We start from the raw sequence: 16,782 nt of genomic DNA, 5'->3' as shown, positions 1-16,782 counted from the left end.
GAAGGGGCGATTTTTTTATGTTTTTAACCTTCACGCCAGTAATGAACTTAAAGGAGAGTATGTAGGATATGGGTATTTTACAAGATCTTGAATTTCGCGGTCTAATTAATCAGCAAACAGACGCTGAGGGCCTTGAGCAATTATTAGAAAAAGAAAGCGTTAAATTATACTGTGGTTTCGACCCGACAGCGGATAGCTTACACATCGGTCATATGTTACCAGTATTAATGTTACGTCGTTTCCAATTAGCTGGTCACCAACCAATCGCACTTGTTGGCGGTGGTACTGGTATGATCGGTGACCCAAGTGGTAAAAAAGCAGAGCGTACATTAAATACGAAAGATACAGTTGCTTACTACACAGAAAGCATTAAAAACCAACTTTCAAACTTCTTAGAGTTCGAAAACGTGGACAACCCAGCAACAATGGCTAACAACTATGACTGGCTTGGTAACTTAGATGTCATTTCATTCTTACGCGATATCGGTAAAAACTTCGGTTTAAACTATATGTTAGCAAAAGATACAGTAGCATCTCGTTTAGAAACTGGTATTTCATTTACTGAGTTTAGTTATATGATTTTACAATCATACGACTTCCTAAACTTATACCAACACCATAAGTGCCGCCTACAAATCGGTGGTAGTGACCAATGGGGTAACATTACAGCTGGTCTTGAATTAATCCGTAAATCAGAAGAAGATGCGAAAGCATTCGGTTTAACAATTCCACTAGTTACTAAATCTGACGGTACGAAGTTTGGTAAAACAGAAGGTGGCGCAATTTGGTTAGACCCAGAGAAAACAACTCCTTACGAGTTCTACCAATTCTGGATTAACACAGATGACCGTGATGTTGTTAAATACTTAAAATACTTTACATTCTTATCTCATGAAGAAATTCTTGAGCTTGAGAAACAAGTAGCTGAAGCACCAGAAAAACGTGCAGCACAAAAAGCGTTAGGTTCTGAAATGACAAAACTTGTTCATGGTGAAGAAGCATTAGAGCAAGCGATTAAAATTTCAGCTGCATTATTCAGCGGTTCTGTAGCAGAACTAACTGCAAGCGAAATCGAGCAAGGATTCAAAGACGTACCATCTGTAGAACGTACTGCAGAAGATACAGTATTAATCGACTTACTTGTAGAAAGCAAAATCTCTCCATCAAAACGTCAAGCACGTGAAGATGTAACGAACGGCGCAATCTATGTGAACGGTGAGCGTACACAAGCATTAGACTACGTTGTAACAGAAAACGATCGCATCGAAGGTAAATTCACAATCATTCGCCGCGGTAAAAAGAAATATTTCTTAATTCGTTACTAATAAATAAAAAGCTTTGAGGAAATTCCTCAAAGCTTTTTTGTTTTAATCTCCTTTTCGAGTTCATACGGAAATCACATGTAAGCGGTATGATAAACGTATAACAATTAGAAAGGAGTGGTAAAACGAAATGTCACTAGAAGCGTTGATTATTTTTTCTTTGCTAAACGCGGGTCAACTTGCAGAGAATTCGAAGGTTGATATACATAAAGAGCAGAAAGATGCTTATGTATATGTTCAAAAAGAGGAAAATAAATAACTTTAATATATATAAATAAAAGCTACTCGAAGTAACTGTTTTGGCGTCTTCGGTAGCTTTTTGAATTATGAATAAATAGGAATTAATTCTCGCTTGAAATCTTCGTACATTTCAAAGGCAATTTTCATGATTTCTTTGAGTTCATCGTAACTGTGGAAGCATGGACGAAGTATTTTTTCTGTATCATTGGATAATACGTCTACAAACATAGCCCAAGATGTTCCAGTTCTAACTTCACCAGTGTGCCATGCCTCCCAAATAAATTCAACGAGTCTATATTTCAAGCTAATATTGAACCTGAAAGTATAGATATCTTTGTTTTTTACTTCTCCTACTCTAAAAAAGTTTTCTTTTTTCATAAAACGAGCTTTATAGCCAAGAGACTCAAATATTTCAATTGCTTTTTCATTTTCATAGTTTTCAAATGTATTTTCTCTATCAGAAAATTTTTCTGATAAGGCTTTATATCTCTTAATAAAATCAATTTTTGTAAGACTGGCTTGTATTTCAGGTTTTAATGAATACGCCAAAAATTACTCCTCCCTAATTTTTAGTATTAGATCAAATAAAGCAGTATACATTTTAGATACATGAAGAAATCCGCCTTTTGTGAGTCGGATTTTTCTTAGTTTAATTCTATTAAAATATTATGATTGTTAATTGAAATGTAGTTATTTTTAGCAAGATTTTGCAGTTAGCTATTTAAAAGTGTAAGTATATCTCCTTTAAATATAGCAGCTATTTCCGCTTCCTCTAATGAATCTCCCCATCTAAAAACTATATTATCTTTTGGGCAGAGATGAATGGAAAGGTTAAAATAATCTATTTCATCTTTCCATTTGTTATATTCATTAAATGCTTTTTTGAAGATTTTTCTAACATTTTCTTCCGCAATTATATCATTATTTTTACTTGCAATGATTGTAAATCTTTTAGGATTACTAGAAACTATTTCAATGGCATTTGGAAGTTTCTCGAGACAAAACTCTGCAATACTTGAGTAGAAAGTTGTTCCTCCAACTTCCATTTCAACTTCTGGACCTTTATTAAACCCCTCAAGTTTCCATTTGGTTTGAAGAGCTTTCCATACCTTTCGGTATTTTTCAATTTTAGAGTTTTTGTCTTTGATTTCAATAGCTGCAAGCAAGTAGAATTTGTAGACATTAGTCAAATCATGTTTTATAAATACTTGCTTGATTTCAGTGCCACATACTTCTTTGAATTGATTTTTTTCATCTGAGCTAAATAACATGGAGCCATTAACACTGAATAAACTTAAATTTGGTAAATTACCGACTCTTTTGATTGCTTCATCCTGACTAAACCATTTGTAGTATGAGAATGCATCTTCTTCTACTTCATTCCAACACTTCATTTTACCACCTCAATTTTAATAGTCATAATGATTCCCATGTACATCATTGAAATGTGATCCTTTATTTTGAGATGGATCATCTGGATAAGTATGACCGCCTGAATGCTCTCTTATAATCTTACCATTTTTGAAATGATAGTCTTTTCCAGGGATAGGATTCCCTCTTTTATCTACAGCTGGTGTAACCTTAGTTGGCTATTCATTAACAGGAATACCGCTTGCTCTCTTAGCTCCTTTAGGAGTAACATTTGGCGGTCTTTGTCCTTTTTCTGTTTTTACATAGTCTTTGTAGTATCCTAGTTATAATATTTTCACCAGTAAAATCAAATATTCCTTTTCCATGGTATTTGATTCGAAACAAAGGAAAAGCTAGCGTAAACGTTAGTTTAAATATTAATCAGGTGTTCTCCTTTGTGTGATTTTTATCTCCATCGCCATGCAATCGTTGTATCTTCAATGTGGATTGCTGGAATGTCGATTCCTAAATATTTCCCTTCGTTTTCATCGAAAACGGACCAATTTTCATCATCTAGAAATTCAGGATCAATAGTTTCAAAGTCAAAAGTACTGTCTTCGTCTACCATTTCACGAAAATATTCTTGATAGGGTTTACTATTATCATTTAAATGTATTGTTCCATACATCCATGGTGTTTCTGCAAAAATGTCTCTAATTTCACCTATTTCAGTATCTTTAAAGTATAATTTCATATTTGCACCTTCTTATTCATGAATTTTGAAATAGTCTTTTGGTATTTCGTCTTTTATCAAATACTCATTATCTCTTTTTGTCCACTTTAGAGCGAGTTTTTTCCAATGAGGTGTTGTGTTAGTCTATCTTGCGCAATTAAACGTTCGAAATCGAATAGAACGGTATAAATTTTAGTTAAATGAAGAAATCCGGCTCTTGTGAGTCGGATTTTCTTTTTTTATATTTAAAATAATATTGTTTTTCTTTAATATAAAATTATGAATAGATAGGAATTAATTCTTGTGGCTCCACTTTTACTATTCATGTTAAAAGTCTAAATCTTTTTCATTACCATCATAATCTACTAGTAATGATCCTTCGTCTAAGGTATCCATTAACCATTCCACCAAACCATTCCATGATCTAGAAACGCTGTGAGTCTCCCTATCCCATTGTATTACCGTTGCATCGTATCCATTGCTTGATTCTAAGTCTATACATATCGAGTCACCATAGTTTAAATCTGCGATGATTAAATACGTGTCTGGCATCTTTGTCGGTCTTCGTTCTTTTTTAAACGAATCATTTAGATAAGAGCCACCACGCTGTTTTGGGCCCTGAGCAGCTTTATGAATTTCTGACAGGACTGTTCCAGGTATAAATAATTCTCCGCCATTACACACTTGGAGAAAATCTTTATATATATCAGGAATTTGAATGTTAAGTTCATTTTGAAGGCTTGTTATATCTTCTAAGCTGATTCCATTATTTAGGTTATGAATACCATCTACATATTTATTAACTTCCTCAAAAAATGGTTGTAAATGATTGTTTTTTGAATAATATTTTCTTAGCATAAAACCATCTCCCTCTATTCATGTTTCCAAGGCACAACGTCTCCAAAGTCAGTCATACTATCATTCTTAGGAGTATAGTAGCCATTTGTAGGATTGTGATAATTCCCACGATGGGCGTCAAGATGTTCGTTTACATCCATATTCCTTCCCTTTAAAAATTGAATGTTATCTGGTTCACCAGCAAAATCAGGGTATTCATTAGCGGATTTCATATGCTGTCCCTCGTAGCCTTTCACTTTTCCTGTTTGTAATAACTCTAGTTTTTCTGCAGGGGTCCAATCTCTCGTTCCTTTTCCAGTTTTTTTAATTAATTCTTTCTCTTGTCTCCATGCGTGGCGAACAGCTTTCTGGCGAAGAGCGGAAAATTGTTTATCTGTTAACCATTTTCCGTTTACATTATATTGTTTTTTTCCATCAACAATCCGTATTTTTTCTGTATTCTTAACACTATTACCAACCTCGCTAGAAGACTGGGATTTTTGAAGGTTGTTAGCATCGGCTTTCTCCTTTATTCTACCACTAGTCCCATTAGAAGAAGAGTGGAACTTTTGAAGAGTATCCTTACCATTTTGAATTGCATTACGCCCAACAAATACACCATGTCCAACAAGACTAACTCCAGCCGTTGTAGCAGCTGCATCAAACGTAATAGCAATTGGTGATGCTAATCCACCAGTTCCTACTGTTGCGACTAGAGTTAAAAAATTAGAGCCGCCTATGACGGTAAGGCCTTCTAGAATTTCTATAATGGAAGCCGCTCCTGCTATAACATTTCCCGTGAACCTTCCCGCTTGATAAGTTAACTTGCTTTCTAATTCATCATTATCAGGTGATTCTAGTCCAGTAACGCTTTCGAAAGCCGCGCTGCCAGCGCCTTGAAAAAATTCTTTCATAAATTCCCAAGTACTGATAGCTGTTTTTTCATACCATGGTCTATTGGCTTCTTGTTCTCGTAAAGCAATTGCTTTTTCAATTTGTGCTTTACGAGTTTTACTTTCTGTAATTGCTTGAATAGGACCCGTCCACTCCATATTCAACCCTTGTGTACTAAATGTACCACTTGCAGGACTAAAACCTTTTCCACTTTGAACTTCCGCCAAACCTGTCGCAATGCTAGCGGCTAGTTGGAGTGCAGTATCATAATTATTACTAGAAGTATAATTAAATTTATATAGATGTTCTAATTTTTCTTGCATTTTTTGCCTCATGACAGTAAAAAGATTTACCATAGCGTCCATACCTGGGATCGGCATAGTTTGGTTGAGCGCTTCCGTACTTGCTATCATTCGGTCAATTTCTCGAATTTGTTCTAATATTTCTTGTTCGATAACATCTGTAGAAGCTACCTGTGATTGAAAGTCTCTTGGAAAAGCATCATTTTGACGGATTAATTCTTCGCATAAGTAAATGATTCCTTGTGCTAACGGACGAAAGGTTTGTAAGAAATATGCTTTTGCACTGCTATATGTTTGTCCTTGTAGAACAGTATCCAATGCAAAAGCGTCAATAGAATGAATAATTTGTTCCATACCTTGAATAGTAGCGGTACAGAAAGAGTTCATACTTTCTGTTTGAGCTTGTACTTCACCGAGATACATATTTAAAGACATGATCTTTCCCTCCCCCTTACAAAAAAAATAATACCAATTTAAGGAAGAGGTTGTAAATGTGATGTTCTAATTATTCGGAAAACAAAAACTTGTTCATTAAGTTTTTTAATCTCATTCGGATGCTCGGGTGATGAAGAGGTTTTTAAGGTTGAATGTAAATAGAAAAAGGGAAGGTATAGATTATGTGCAAATAAATACGTTGTAAAAATCATGTTAACAAAAGGAGAGTACAGCAAAGAAAAATGAGTTATGGGATAGAATGTAGTGTTTTTAAGTGTTAGAAGAAGGGAGAGGTTTTTATTAATGTGGATAAAAAACAAATGAAATTCTAGAGAGAGGGTTAAGTTTTATTAACTATAGACTTGCAGTTCTTTTTTATTTTATTACATTAGTCTGTTTCTATACATATAATCGGCTATATTCAATAAAAAAAGCCCAGGCCCCTTGATAAACAAGGTTCCTAAGGCTTTTAATAATACTCTTTGCAGAGTACCGAGATTAACGAGAGTAGAACTCTACGATTAATGCTTCGTTGATTTCAGCTGGTAACTCAGAACGCTCAGCGTGACGAGTGTAAGTAGCTTCTAATTTGTCAGCATCGAAAGTTAAATATTCTGGTACGAAGTTGTTAACTTCGATCGCTTCTTTAACAACAACAAGGCTGTTAGATTTTTCGCGAACGCTGATAGTTTGACCAGGTTTTACACGGTAAGATGGGATATCTACGCGAGCGCCATCAACCATGATGTGACCGTGGTTTACTAATTGGCGAGCTGCACGACGAGTGCGAGCTAAGCCCATACGGTAAACTAAGTTGTCAAGACGAGCTTCAAGAAGGATCATGAAGTTTTCGCCGTGCTTACCAGGCATTTTACCTGCTTGGTCAAATGTGCGACGGAATTGACGCTCAGTCATGCCGTACATGTGACGAAGTTTTTGTTTCTCTTGTAATTGTAAACCGTATTCTGAAAGTTTCTTACGTTGGTTAGGACCGTGAGGACCTGGTGCGTAAGGGCGTTTTTCTAATTCTTTTCCTGTGCCGCTTAGAGAGATTCCAAGACGACGAGACAGTTTCCAAGCTGGACCTGTATAACGAGCCATAGTTGACTCCTCCTTTAAAAATGTTTTTATTTACGTAAAATAAAAACAGACGTAATCGATATTTACGGGCATTTTGTTTTCATGTACCTTCGCTCCAGCAGCAGGGAGTTACGAGATACACCTCCGTAGAGGAACAAAATACAAACGATAAACTCACATTACAAGGCTGCCTTTTTATTTTACACAAACGCTATTATATCTTTTACCCAGAGTTTCGTCAAGCGAGTACGTTTTTGTTTTATGCATATAAATTTTGGAAGTTAATATAAGAAGGAATTTAAAACAATATAGAAGAAGAGATAGAAACACAAATAAAACGCTTACATAAAATGAAGGAAAACGTTCATCAAATTTTTATGGATGAATATGCGGCAATAAAAACATAAGGGGGATGTTTTTATGAAAAAGAAGCATATGGAGACAGCGTTAATTCATCACGGTTATACACCTAAGGAACATAAAGGAAGTTTAACACCACCTTTATTTCAAACTTCTACATTTACATTTGAGACTGCGCAGCAAGGAGAGGCGAGTTTTGCGGGAGTGGATCCATCTTATATTTACTCACGGCTTGGAAATCCGACTGTGAAATTATTTGAAGAACGTATGGTGGTGTTAGAAGGAGGAGAAGAAGCACTTGCCTTCGGATCTGGTATGGCAGCTATTTCAGCGACTTTAATCGGTTTTTTAAAGGCTGGAGATCATATTATTTGTTCAAATGGATTATACGGATGCACGTACGGTTTTTTAGAAGTGTTAGAAGAAAAATTTATGATTACGCATTCGTTTTGTGATATGGAGACAGAGGTTGATATTGAAAATAAAATTTGCCCAAATACAAAGCTTATTTTCGTTGAAACACCGATTAATCCGACAATGAAATTAATTGATTTAAAACAAGTGATTCGGGTTGCAAAGCGAAATGGCTTACTTGTTATTGTTGATAATACATTTTGTTCACCTTATTTACAAAGACCGCTTGAGCTTGGCTGTGACGCTGTTGTGCATAGTGCGACAAAATATATTGGTGGTCACGGTGACGTTGTAGCGGGCGTAACAATTTGTAAAACGAAAGCATTAGCTGAAAAGATTCGCCCGATGCGAAAGGATATCGGCGGTATTATGGCACCGTTTGATGCGTGGTTATTATTACGCGGGTTAAAGACGTTAGCAGTAAGAATGGATCGTCATTGTGATAATGCAGAAAAAATTGTATCGTTCCTAAGAAAACATGATGCGGTAGAAGGTGTTTGGTATCCAGAAGGGGAGTTAGCATCTCGTCAAATGAAACGCGGGGGCGGTGTTATTTCTTTTTCAGTAAAAGGCGGAAAAGAAGAGACGCAAGCGTTTATTAATGATCTTCACTTTATTACAATTGCGGTGAGTTTAGGAGATACAGAAACGTTAATTCAGCATCCAGCAACGATGACGCACGCTGCGATTCCAGCTGAACTAAGAAAAGAAATGGGCATTTTCGATAATTTAATACGCTTATCAGTCGGTTTAGAATCGTGGGAGGATATCGTTTCTGATTTAGAGCAGGCATTAAAGAAAATATCTACTGTAAATCAATGAAAAAAGAGTGAGCTATCGGTTTTGTACAGGGCGTACTAAATCGATAACTCGCTCTTTTCTTTTTACATATGTTTTAGGAGTGTTTCCACAAACTTTTCTAAATAGCGCTGATCTACTTCATCAAAACGATTCTTTTCAGGACTATCAATGTCAAGTACACCAATGACAGCTCCTTCTTTCACAATCGGTACAACGATTTCTGAATTAGAAGCACTATCGCAAGCGATGTGACCTGGGAATTGGTGAACGTCTGCTACAAGCTGTGTTGTTTTCGTTTCAGCTGCTACGCCGCAAACGCCTCGTCCAAATGGAATGCGTACGCAAGCAGGCATTCCTTGGAACGGTCCAAGGACAAGCTGATTTCCTTCTGTTACGTAAAAGCCAACCCAATTAACGCGATCTAAAAATTGGTTTAATAATGCGGACGCATTTGATAAGTTTGCGACTACGTTTGATTCGCCAGTTAATAACGCATCCAGTTGTTTAATTACTGTCTCATATTGCTGCACGCGAGATCCTGCATAACTTTCTTTAGTAAACATGGAAACAGCTCCTTTTTTATCGAGATGTGTAAAATATTAGCAAAATACGATGTATTTCACATGACTTTGTCGATAGAAAATTAAAGGAATTTGTCTTAAAAGTCAAGAAATTTAAACTATAGCTGTTCAGTGAGGGGAAGTGAGCGCATGAAGCAGACGAAACAAAAAGTAATTGATGCGGCAATATCGTTGTTTAATACGAAAGGGTATGATGGAACATCGGTGCGAGACATTGCAAAGCGAGCGGATGTGAATGTAGCGAATATTTCATATTATTTTGCTGGGAAGCAAGGTTTATTAGAACAGCTTATTACTGATTTTTTAGAAGGATATATTCATGTGATTGAAATGTCGTTTGAACAGAGAGAGTATTTGTCGGCTAAAGATGTGATGGTGCAAATGGTGCGCGGGATTTTACGATATCAATTTGAAAATAGAGAACTAACACGTTTCTTCTACCGAGAGCTTTCGCTTGATACGACATTAATTCGTGAAGTGATGACCGTTTATTTTTCTAAAGAAAGATATTATATAGAACAAATGATTAGACAAGGACAAATGAAACAAGAATTTCAGAAAGTATCATTTACAATGTTTATGACGCAATTAAAAGGTATGATAAGTATGCCGTTTTTATATCCACAATATATATCAGAAGTACTCCATTCTTTCCCGTCTGAGACATTTTTCATAGAAATGTATACGAAAGAGATTGAGCAATGGATGGAACAAGCATTATGTAAAGCGAATATGTACCATGAATGGCCAAGAGCTGTTCATATGTGAAGAATCCCCACCTAACGAACTGAGGTGGGGATTTTTATGTTTACTTTTCTTTGCCATAAATTGTTACATAATAGCGCGATAATTGTTAATGCAGCTCCAGCGATTTCAATTTTATCGACTGTATAACCTCGAAAGATAGAACCAATGAGTGCAAGGATAGGAACTAAATTCATAAATAATATGCCGTTAATAGATGAAATATAGCGATTTCCCATATTCCAGCAAAATACAGCGATAACGCCTGCGATAATCGACATATAAAAGAGCTCAAAACGAACGCTCACAACTGTACGCAGTGACGGCATAGTAACTATATTTGTGTACGTTAAGAAAGTAACAATAACGATGAGTGAAATGGAGCCAAATAAACAAGTTAATGTCGTGTACCTAAGTGGTGACCAAGATTGAAAACGAGCACCTCCGTTTGTATAAATGACCCAGCAAGTAACGCCGCATAGCATCAATATATTTGTTGATAAGTGGCTTGCAGTTCCAAATAGTAATTCAATATTTCCTTTTGAAATGACAAGCATAACGCCAAGTAATGCAACGAACATACAAAGGAATGTATAGTTTTGTGGGCGGCGATTTTGGGTTATCCATTGCAGTGATAAGGCAATCAGTGGCATAAGGGATTGAATCATAGCTGCATGGATTGCTCCGGAAGGTCCGGCAAGTTGCTGTCCGTAGAAAACGAGAAAACCATACCCCGCGAAACCGACTGTCCCGTAAAAGAATAGAGAAAGTGTTCTTTTTTCTAAGCGGAGTGAAGTCTTTCCTTCAGTAATTAATAGCAAAATAAGAAAAATAATAGCTGCTGATCCATAGCGAAGCGTTGTGAAGAAGAATGGATCGATAAATTGCAGAGCACTTGCCATTACAGGAAACATAAATCCCCAGGCAGTGACGGCGAGTAAGCATAGAAAGGATCCGAGTAGCATTTGTTTTTTGTTCAAGAGTATCTTTCCCCTTTACATTTCGTTATAGTAAGTTGATGAAATAAGTATAAAGAGTAATTGTTTATAGGAGGAAATATCGATTTCTTATAACGGTTATAACTTTTGGTTAGAGGTGTGTACGATGGATTTGGAGGCAGTACGATCGTTTATTGAAGTGAAGCATACGCGAAGTTTATCAAAGGCAAGTAAGATTTTACATATATCACAACCAGCGCTTAGTAAACAAATTCAAAAGTTAGAAGCGGATTTAGAGGTTACTTTACTTAAACGTTCTGCGCAAGGAGTAGAGTTAACGGAGGCAGGAGAGTTATTTATAAAAAGAATGTTACCGATTTTGGAGCAAATAAATGAAGTGAAAACAGAAATGAGGGGGTATCAAGAGAACCGGAAGTTTTCAATTGGTATACTACCGAGTTTAGCGGAGCATTACATATCAGAATGTAAAAATATATTAGGTGATGAGTTCGAAGTGGAATGGCAAATCGGGCATACGGAAGTATTAAGAGATTTATTTAAAGCGCGGGAGATTGACGCGATGTTCATCGATTCAGTAGTAGAAGGTGCTACGTATATAAAAGAAGTGCAACAAGAGAAAATTGTTTGTGCCGTTTCAAATAATCATCCGTACAAAGAGAAGATAGTCATTCAAATAGAAGAGCTGCACAATGAAAAATTAATTGTATATCCAGAAATATGTGATGTAAGGAAAATGATTATGAACATGTTTCATGAAATAGGTGTAAAACCAACTATAGCTGTGGAAACATCTTACGCAGAACCGATGCTTGCAATGGTAAAAGCTGGCCTTGGTATCACGTTACTTCCAGAAAGGGCAGTAGAGCAGTCTGTAAGGCAAGGAAATGTACATGTAATTTCTGTTGAACCACCACTCATGCGGAAAATTTATTTCGTATCCCATACGAAAGATTGTTTGTTATTACAATCATTTGAGGATAGGGAGTGAGGTAGGCGGAATATTGAGAAAGATTACAATCACATTGAAAGAAACATGAAATTTTAAAAAAAACTAGGTCAAAAACAAACCATTACATGGTATGATTAGTACATTGTTAGTTGTTAAATATAGGGGAATTCCCTTTTTATACATAATGCCTTCCATTTCATAAACGGAACGGACAAAAAAAGAGATATAACTAGGAGGCTTTTTTGCATGGATTCTATCCTGACGATCGTTATCATTGTAGTAAGCTCTATTCTAGTGCTGCTCATGATAGAGCTTGTGATAAGAAATCGTTCATATAAAGATATTGAAGCACTGGAGCAGTGGAAACAAGAGATAAAAGATAAACCTGTGGCAGATGAACTAAAACGGGTAAAAGATTTAAACATGACGGGTCAAACAGAAGAACTGTTTGGTAAATGGCGTGAAGAATGGGATGAAATTGTATCAACAACCCTTCCGAAAGCTGACAAAGATTTAGCGCAAGCGCGAAAATTCGCCTCGCAATTCTCCTTCCGAAAAGCAAAGCATGCGATGAACGAATCCATAAGTGGTTTAGATGACGCTGATAATCGTATTACGGACATTTTAAATGAATTACAGCAATTGTTAGAAAGCCATGAGAAAAATAGCTCGGAAATTGAAGGGTTACGTGATACATATCGTAGTATGAAAAAGAGTGTTCTTGCTCATAGACATATGTATGGAGCAGCAGAGCAGAAAATCGAAGAGATGCTAGACGCTGAATCTGAGAAATTTAAAACCTTTGAAGAAGCAACAAACAATGGCGACTATTTAAAAGCGAGAGAAATTGTTATTAGTTTGGAAGAAGGTTTAGCAGATTTAGAAATCATTATTCACCAAATTCCAGATTTATTGGTAGAGTGTCAAGCGACGTTACCAGTTCAGCTGGAAGATTTATTACACGGACATAATGATATGGTAAGACAAGGTTATGTATTAGATTATTTGGAAGTCCCTAAAGAAGTTCGCGATATGACGAAACAACTACAAACATGTTTAATGGATATACAGGAGCTTCATATAACAGAAGCGGCTGAAAAAGTAGAAAACTTAAAAACACGTTTAGATGGCTTCTACGATCAATTGGAACAAGAAGTACATGCGAGACATTATGTGGAGCAAAAAACACTTTCTGTTTACGATGACTTAGAAGAAATGCGTATCGAAACGATTGAAACGAAAACAGAAACACAACTTGTGAAACAAAGCTATCAGTTACAAGATAAAGACATTGAGTCTCAAAAAGTAATTGAAAAGCAAATGCACATTTTAACGAAACGTTTTGAAATGCTACAATTACGCGTTGCAGAACAAGATATTGCCTTCTCTATTATTCGTGAGGAACTAGAAGAGGTTTATGAGCAATGTGAAACGTTAAAAGTACTTCATGCAGAATATAAAGAAATGCTGCAAGCGATGCGCAAAGAAGAATTTGAAGCACGTGAGAAGTTACAAGAAATGCGAAATACTATTTTCGAAACGAAACGCTTTATGCAAAAGTCGAATTTGCCAGGTCTTCCAGAGAGTATTATGGAAGATTTAAAAAGAGGGCAAATGGCAATGCAAGCTGTATATGAACAATTAGAAGTGAAGCCGTTAAATATGAACGCTGTAAATAGCAGTTTAGAAGAAGCATACACAACTGTGAACGGTGTGGCTGAAATGACAGAAGAGTTAATTGGACAAGCATATTTAGTGGAAAAATTAATTCAGTACGGTAACCGTTACCGTAGTCATGATGAAAACCTAGCAGAAAGTTTAAATTATGCTGAGAAATTATTCCGTGAATATCAATATGATGCAGCTTTAGAACAAGCGGCTTCAGTATTAGAGCAACTTGAACCTGGCGTTGTTCAAAAAATAGCTGAATATGTAGACAATGAACAAACCCTTTCATAAAAGGGTTTGTTTTTTTGTGTAATTTTGCAGACGATGTTGCTATAATGAATAGCGGAATACAGCAAGGTTATTCGTTTCAAAATAAAGTGAAACTGTAATCAGTAGGAGGATTCATCCCCATTGATTACTAGCCTTCACCAATCGGGCATTTACGGACAGCCCGACTCCTACCTAACTTCTTTGCTCTAACTGGATTTTGAGGTGAGAGTCTTATTGCCCGTTCATGCGGGATAAAGTGAAACTGTAATAGGAGGGCATCCTCGACAATTATTAGCCTTCACCAATCGAGATAAAACGGAACCTTTGCGTAGTCTTAGCGTAATGACACGTATTTATGATATGATTATACGATGTGATAGCGCTGAAAGGGGAAGAACGATGATCTATTTTGATAATAGTGCGACGACGAAGCCATATCCAGAAGCTCTTCAATCGTACGTGACGGTTGCTGGGAAATATTTTGGTAATCCTTCTTCTATTCATTCGCTTGGAGGAGAGGCAGAGCGTCTATTAACACGATCAAGAACGATTGCAGCGCAGCTTCTTCGTGTTAAACCTTCTGAAATTATTTTCACATCAGGTGGAACAGAAGGGAATAACCTTGCGATTAAAGGGATAGCGATGAGGAATCGTTCGCGCGGCAAACATATCATTACAACAAATATTGAACACGCGTCTGTGTTTGAGGCATATAAGCAATTAGAAGAACTCGGGTTTGATGTAACATATTTACCGGTTAACGAGCATGGTGTTGTGTCGGTAGAAGATGTGAAACGAGCACTTCGTGAAGATACGATTCTTGTGTCAATTATTCATGTGAACAACGAAACTGGAGCAATTCAGCCCGTTGCTGAAATTGGAACGTTATTATCGAATCATCCGAAAATAAGATTCCATGTAGATCATGTACAAGGGATAGGGAAAGTACCGCTTGATTTATATGCGTCTCATATTGATCTTTGCTCAATATCTGGACATAAATTCCACAGTGTAAAAGGAACGGGTCTTCTATATGTACGCGATGGTGTAAGGTTAGATCCGATTTTATCAGGTGGTCAACAAGAGCTTAAGTATCGCTCTGGTACAGAGAATTTACCTGGCATTGTAGCGATGGTGAAAGCACTTCGCATGACAATGGAACAAGTGAAAGAAAAGGTAGCTCATTTGCAAAGTTTACAAGCAGAGCTTGTTCGTTTCTTTAAAGAGATGGAAGATGTAACGATTAACACGTCGCTTGCATATGCAGCACCGCACATTTTAAATGTATCATTTGTTGGTTTAAAACCAGAAGTAGTCGTTCATGCTTTAGAAGAACACGGTGTATATGTGTCAACGAAATCTGCTTGTTCTTCAAAAGCAAATGAAGTGAGCAGAGTGTTAGTGTCAATGGGAGTACCGCATGCAGCAGCTGCAAGCGCTATTCGTATTAGTTTGGCACCAGAAAACACAATGGAAGAAGTAAAACAATTTGAAGGTATTGTAAAAGAGACGATGCCAAAATTATATGAAGTGATGAGGTAAAGAAATTATGTTGAAATATGAATATATTTTAGTGCGTTACGGAGAAATGACGACAAAAGGTAAGAACCGTTCTAAGTTTGTAAGCACATTAAAAGATAACGTGAAGTTCAAACTGAAAAAATTCCCAAATATTAAAATCGATGCAACACACGATCGTATGTACATCCAGTTAAATGGTGAAGATCATGAAGCAGTCTCTGAAAGATTGAAGGATGTATTTGGTATTCATAAGTTTAACTTAGCGATGAAAGTACCATCAGAATTAGAAGACATTAAAGAAGGTGCATTAGCAGCTTTCTTACAAGTAAAAGGTGATGTGAAAACATTTAAAATTACTGTACACCGTTCTTATAAGCATTTCCCAATGAGAACGATGGAATTATTACCTGAGATTGGCGGACACATTCTAGAAAACACAGAAGATATTACAGTAGATGTTCATAATCCAGATGTAAATGTACGCGTAGAGATCCGCAGTGGCTATAGCTATATCATGTGCGATGAGCGTATGGGAGCTGGCGGTTTACCAGTTGGCGTTGGCGGAAAAGTAATGGTACTTCTTTCTGGTGGTATTGATAGCCCAGTAGCAGCTTACTTAACGATGAAACGCGGCGTATCTGTGGAAGCAGTTCACTTCCATAGTCCACCTTTCACAAGTGAGCGTGCAAAACAAAAAGTAATCGATTTAGCGCAAGAGTTAACGAAGTATTGTAAACGAGTAACGCTTCACCTTGTTCCGTTTACAGAAGTGCAAAAAACGATTAATAAAGAAATCCCATCTAGCTATTCAATGACGGTTATGCGCCGTATGATGATGCGTATTACAGAACGTATTGCTGAGGAGCGTAACGCACTTGCAATTACGACTGGTGAAAGTCTTGGACAAGTAGCAAGCCAAACGTTAGATAGTATGCATACGATTAACGAAGTAACAAACTACCCAGTTATTCGTCCGCTTATTACGATGGATAAATTAGAGATTATTAAAATCGCTGAAGAAATCGGCACGTATGATATTTCAATTCGTCCATATGAAGATTGCTGTACTGTATTCACACCAGCAAGCCCAGCGACGAAGCCGAAGCGTGAAAAAGCAAATCGTTTTGAAGCGAAATATGATTTCACACCATTAATCGATGAAGCTGTAGCGAACAAAGAAACAATGGTATTACAAACGGTAGAAGTAGTGGCGGAAGAAGAAAAATTCGAAGAACTTTTCTAAAACCATAAATTACCATATCTAAAACGTGTATGAAGTCATGTTATTTATCACACTCTATACTCACAAGGAGGTGATATAA

The 16,782-nt window shown here is 36.6% G+C and carries 16 protein-coding genes and 1 pseudogene; 8 read left to right on the top strand and 9 right to left on the bottom strand.

Features of this window, described 5'->3' with window-relative positions:
* Window positions 1-68: 68 nt before the first annotated feature.
* Window positions 69-1,325 (top strand): tyrosine--tRNA ligase, encoded by a 1,257-nt coding sequence (tyrS, locus tag ACTFSL_RS07010; protein WP_000512076.1) that lies wholly within the window; start codon window positions 69-71, stop codon window positions 1,323-1,325.
* A 127-nt stretch (window positions 1,326-1,452) separates the two neighbouring features.
* Entirely contained in the window at window positions 1,453-1,581 is a 129-nt protein-coding gene (locus tag ACTFSL_RS07005; RefSeq protein ID WP_000050940.1) for a hypothetical protein, read from the top strand.
* Window positions 1,582-1,646: 65 nt separating this feature from the next.
* Here the strand turns inward: ACTFSL_RS07005 and ACTFSL_RS07000 are convergent, their stop codons facing one another.
* The 7 genes and pseudogenes from ACTFSL_RS07000 to rpsD all read right to left on the bottom strand — a co-directional run bounded on the left by ACTFSL_RS07000 (window position 1,647) and on the right by rpsD (window position 7,214).
* Window positions 1,647-2,111, bottom strand: coding sequence for a hypothetical protein (locus ACTFSL_RS07000; RefSeq protein ID WP_153581579.1), 465 nt, complete (start codon window positions 2,109-2,111; stop codon window positions 1,647-1,649).
* A 164-nt stretch (window positions 2,112-2,275) separates the two neighbouring features.
* The gene (locus tag ACTFSL_RS06995; protein WP_440041423.1) at window positions 2,276-2,956 is read right to left on the bottom strand and encodes a hypothetical protein; all 681 of its coding nucleotides are present in this window, start codon (window positions 2,954-2,956) and stop codon (window positions 2,276-2,278) included.
* Between the two features lie 15 nt (window positions 2,957-2,971).
* Window positions 2,972-3,121, bottom strand: a pseudogene (locus ACTFSL_RS06990) (HNH/endonuclease VII fold putative polymorphic toxin); the annotation flags it as partial.
* A gap of 257 nt (window positions 3,122-3,378) precedes the next feature.
* Window positions 3,379-3,666, bottom strand: coding sequence for a hypothetical protein (locus ACTFSL_RS06985; protein ID WP_251186742.1), 288 nt, complete (start codon window positions 3,664-3,666; stop codon window positions 3,379-3,381).
* Between the two features lie 306 nt (window positions 3,667-3,972).
* Entirely contained in the window at window positions 3,973-4,503 is a 531-nt protein-coding gene (locus tag ACTFSL_RS06980) for an SMI1/KNR4 family protein (RefSeq protein WP_440041421.1), read from the bottom strand.
* 14 nt (window positions 4,504-4,517) lie between these two features.
* The gene (locus ACTFSL_RS06975) at window positions 4,518-6,113 is read right to left on the bottom strand and encodes a T7SS effector LXG polymorphic toxin (protein WP_440041419.1); all 1,596 of its coding nucleotides are present in this window, start codon (window positions 6,111-6,113) and stop codon (window positions 4,518-4,520) included.
* A gap of 498 nt (window positions 6,114-6,611) precedes the next feature.
* Complete coding sequence (gene rpsD, locus ACTFSL_RS06970; protein WP_000135317.1) at window positions 6,612-7,214, bottom strand: 30S ribosomal protein S4; 603 nt, start codon at window positions 7,212-7,214, stop codon at window positions 6,612-6,614.
* Window positions 7,215-7,613: 399 nt separating this feature from the next.
* Here rpsD and megL point away from each other — a divergent pair, with 399 nt between their 5' ends.
* Window positions 7,614-8,789: a methionine gamma-lyase gene (gene megL / locus ACTFSL_RS06965; protein WP_440041418.1), complete on the top strand. Its 1,176-nt coding sequence runs from the start codon at window positions 7,614-7,616 to the stop codon at window positions 8,787-8,789.
* 62 nt (window positions 8,790-8,851) lie between these two features.
* On the opposite strand, the gene ACTFSL_RS06960 is transcribed toward megL, so the two are convergent.
* On the bottom strand, window positions 8,852-9,331 hold the full coding sequence (locus ACTFSL_RS06960; RefSeq protein ID WP_000494340.1) for a GAF domain-containing protein: 480 nt from the start codon (window positions 9,329-9,331) through the stop codon (window positions 8,852-8,854).
* A 147-nt stretch (window positions 9,332-9,478) separates the two neighbouring features.
* Here ACTFSL_RS06960 and refZ point away from each other — a divergent pair, with 147 nt between their 5' ends.
* A complete protein-coding gene (refZ, locus tag ACTFSL_RS06955; RefSeq protein ID WP_000814923.1) occupies window positions 9,479-10,117 on the top strand; it encodes a forespore capture DNA-binding protein RefZ in 639 nt (212 codons plus the stop codon).
* An 11-nt stretch (window positions 10,118-10,128) separates the two neighbouring features.
* On the opposite strand, the gene ACTFSL_RS06950 is transcribed toward refZ, so the two are convergent.
* The gene (locus ACTFSL_RS06950; protein ID WP_119683994.1) at window positions 10,129-11,073 is read right to left on the bottom strand and encodes a DMT family transporter; all 945 of its coding nucleotides are present in this window, start codon (window positions 11,071-11,073) and stop codon (window positions 10,129-10,131) included.
* Window positions 11,074-11,197: 124 nt separating this feature from the next.
* On the opposite strand from ACTFSL_RS06950, the gene ACTFSL_RS06945 reads away from it, so the two are divergent.
* From ACTFSL_RS06945 to thiI, 4 genes are all read left to right on the top strand, one after another.
* Entirely contained in the window at window positions 11,198-12,040 is an 843-nt protein-coding gene (locus tag ACTFSL_RS06945) for a LysR family transcriptional regulator (protein WP_071740844.1), read from the top strand.
* A 207-nt stretch (window positions 12,041-12,247) separates the two neighbouring features.
* Window positions 12,248-13,960: a septation ring formation regulator EzrA gene (gene ezrA, locus ACTFSL_RS06940; RefSeq protein WP_000377303.1), complete on the top strand. Its 1,713-nt coding sequence runs from the start codon at window positions 12,248-12,250 to the stop codon at window positions 13,958-13,960.
* 378 nt (window positions 13,961-14,338) lie between these two features.
* Complete coding sequence (locus ACTFSL_RS06935) at window positions 14,339-15,481, top strand: cysteine desulfurase family protein (RefSeq protein ID WP_440041416.1); 1,143 nt, start codon at window positions 14,339-14,341, stop codon at window positions 15,479-15,481.
* Between the two features lie 7 nt (window positions 15,482-15,488).
* Window positions 15,489-16,703, top strand: a complete 1,215-nt coding sequence (gene thiI / locus ACTFSL_RS06930; protein WP_000922337.1) for a tRNA uracil 4-sulfurtransferase ThiI — start codon at window positions 15,489-15,491, stop codon at window positions 16,701-16,703.
* Window positions 16,704-16,782: the final 79 nt, after the last annotated feature.

The organism is Bacillus cereus group sp. MYBK108-1 (assembly GCF_051917185.1).
Taxonomy (GTDB): Bacteria; Bacillota; Bacilli; order Bacillales; family Bacillaceae_G; genus Bacillus_A; species Bacillus_A cereus.
Note: the sequence above shows the minus strand (reverse complement) of the source record. Positions and strands in the feature narration are given on the sequence as shown.

What these genes read in the sequence shown, in the direction of transcription:
- ACTFSL_RS06975 (WP_440041419.1), bottom strand. Translation starts at nt 6,113, where the DNA reads ATGTCTTTAAATATGTATCTCGGTGAAGTACAAGCTCAAACAGAAAGT.
- thiI (WP_000922337.1), top strand. Translation starts at nt 15,489, where the DNA reads ATGTTGAAATATGAATATATTTTAGTGCGTTACGGAGAAATGACGACA.
- rpsD (WP_000135317.1), bottom strand. Translation starts at nt 7,214, where the DNA reads ATGGCTCGTTATACAGGTCCAGCTTGGAAACTGTCTCGTCGTCTTGGA.
- ACTFSL_RS06985 (WP_251186742.1), bottom strand. Translation starts at nt 3,666, where the DNA reads ATGAAATTATACTTTAAAGATACTGAAATAGGTGAAATTAGAGACATT.
- refZ (WP_000814923.1), top strand. Translation starts at nt 9,479, where the DNA reads ATGAAGCAGACGAAACAAAAAGTAATTGATGCGGCAATATCGTTGTTT.
- ACTFSL_RS06935 (WP_440041416.1), top strand. Translation starts at nt 14,339, where the DNA reads ATGATCTATTTTGATAATAGTGCGACGACGAAGCCATATCCAGAAGCT.
- ezrA (WP_000377303.1), top strand. Translation starts at nt 12,248, where the DNA reads ATGGATTCTATCCTGACGATCGTTATCATTGTAGTAAGCTCTATTCTA.
- ACTFSL_RS06960 (WP_000494340.1), bottom strand. Translation starts at nt 9,331, where the DNA reads ATGTTTACTAAAGAAAGTTATGCAGGATCTCGCGTGCAGCAATATGAG.
- ACTFSL_RS06995 (WP_440041423.1), bottom strand. Translation starts at nt 2,956, where the DNA reads ATGAAGTGTTGGAATGAAGTAGAAGAAGATGCATTCTCATACTACAAA.
- ACTFSL_RS07005 (WP_000050940.1), top strand. Translation starts at nt 1,453, where the DNA reads ATGTCACTAGAAGCGTTGATTATTTTTTCTTTGCTAAACGCGGGTCAA.
- tyrS (WP_000512076.1), top strand. Translation starts at nt 69, where the DNA reads ATGGGTATTTTACAAGATCTTGAATTTCGCGGTCTAATTAATCAGCAA.
- ACTFSL_RS06980 (WP_440041421.1), bottom strand. Translation starts at nt 4,503, where the DNA reads ATGCTAAGAAAATATTATTCAAAAAACAATCATTTACAACCATTTTTT.
- ACTFSL_RS06945 (WP_071740844.1), top strand. Translation starts at nt 11,198, where the DNA reads ATGGATTTGGAGGCAGTACGATCGTTTATTGAAGTGAAGCATACGCGA.
- megL (WP_440041418.1), top strand. Translation starts at nt 7,614, where the DNA reads ATGAAAAAGAAGCATATGGAGACAGCGTTAATTCATCACGGTTATACA.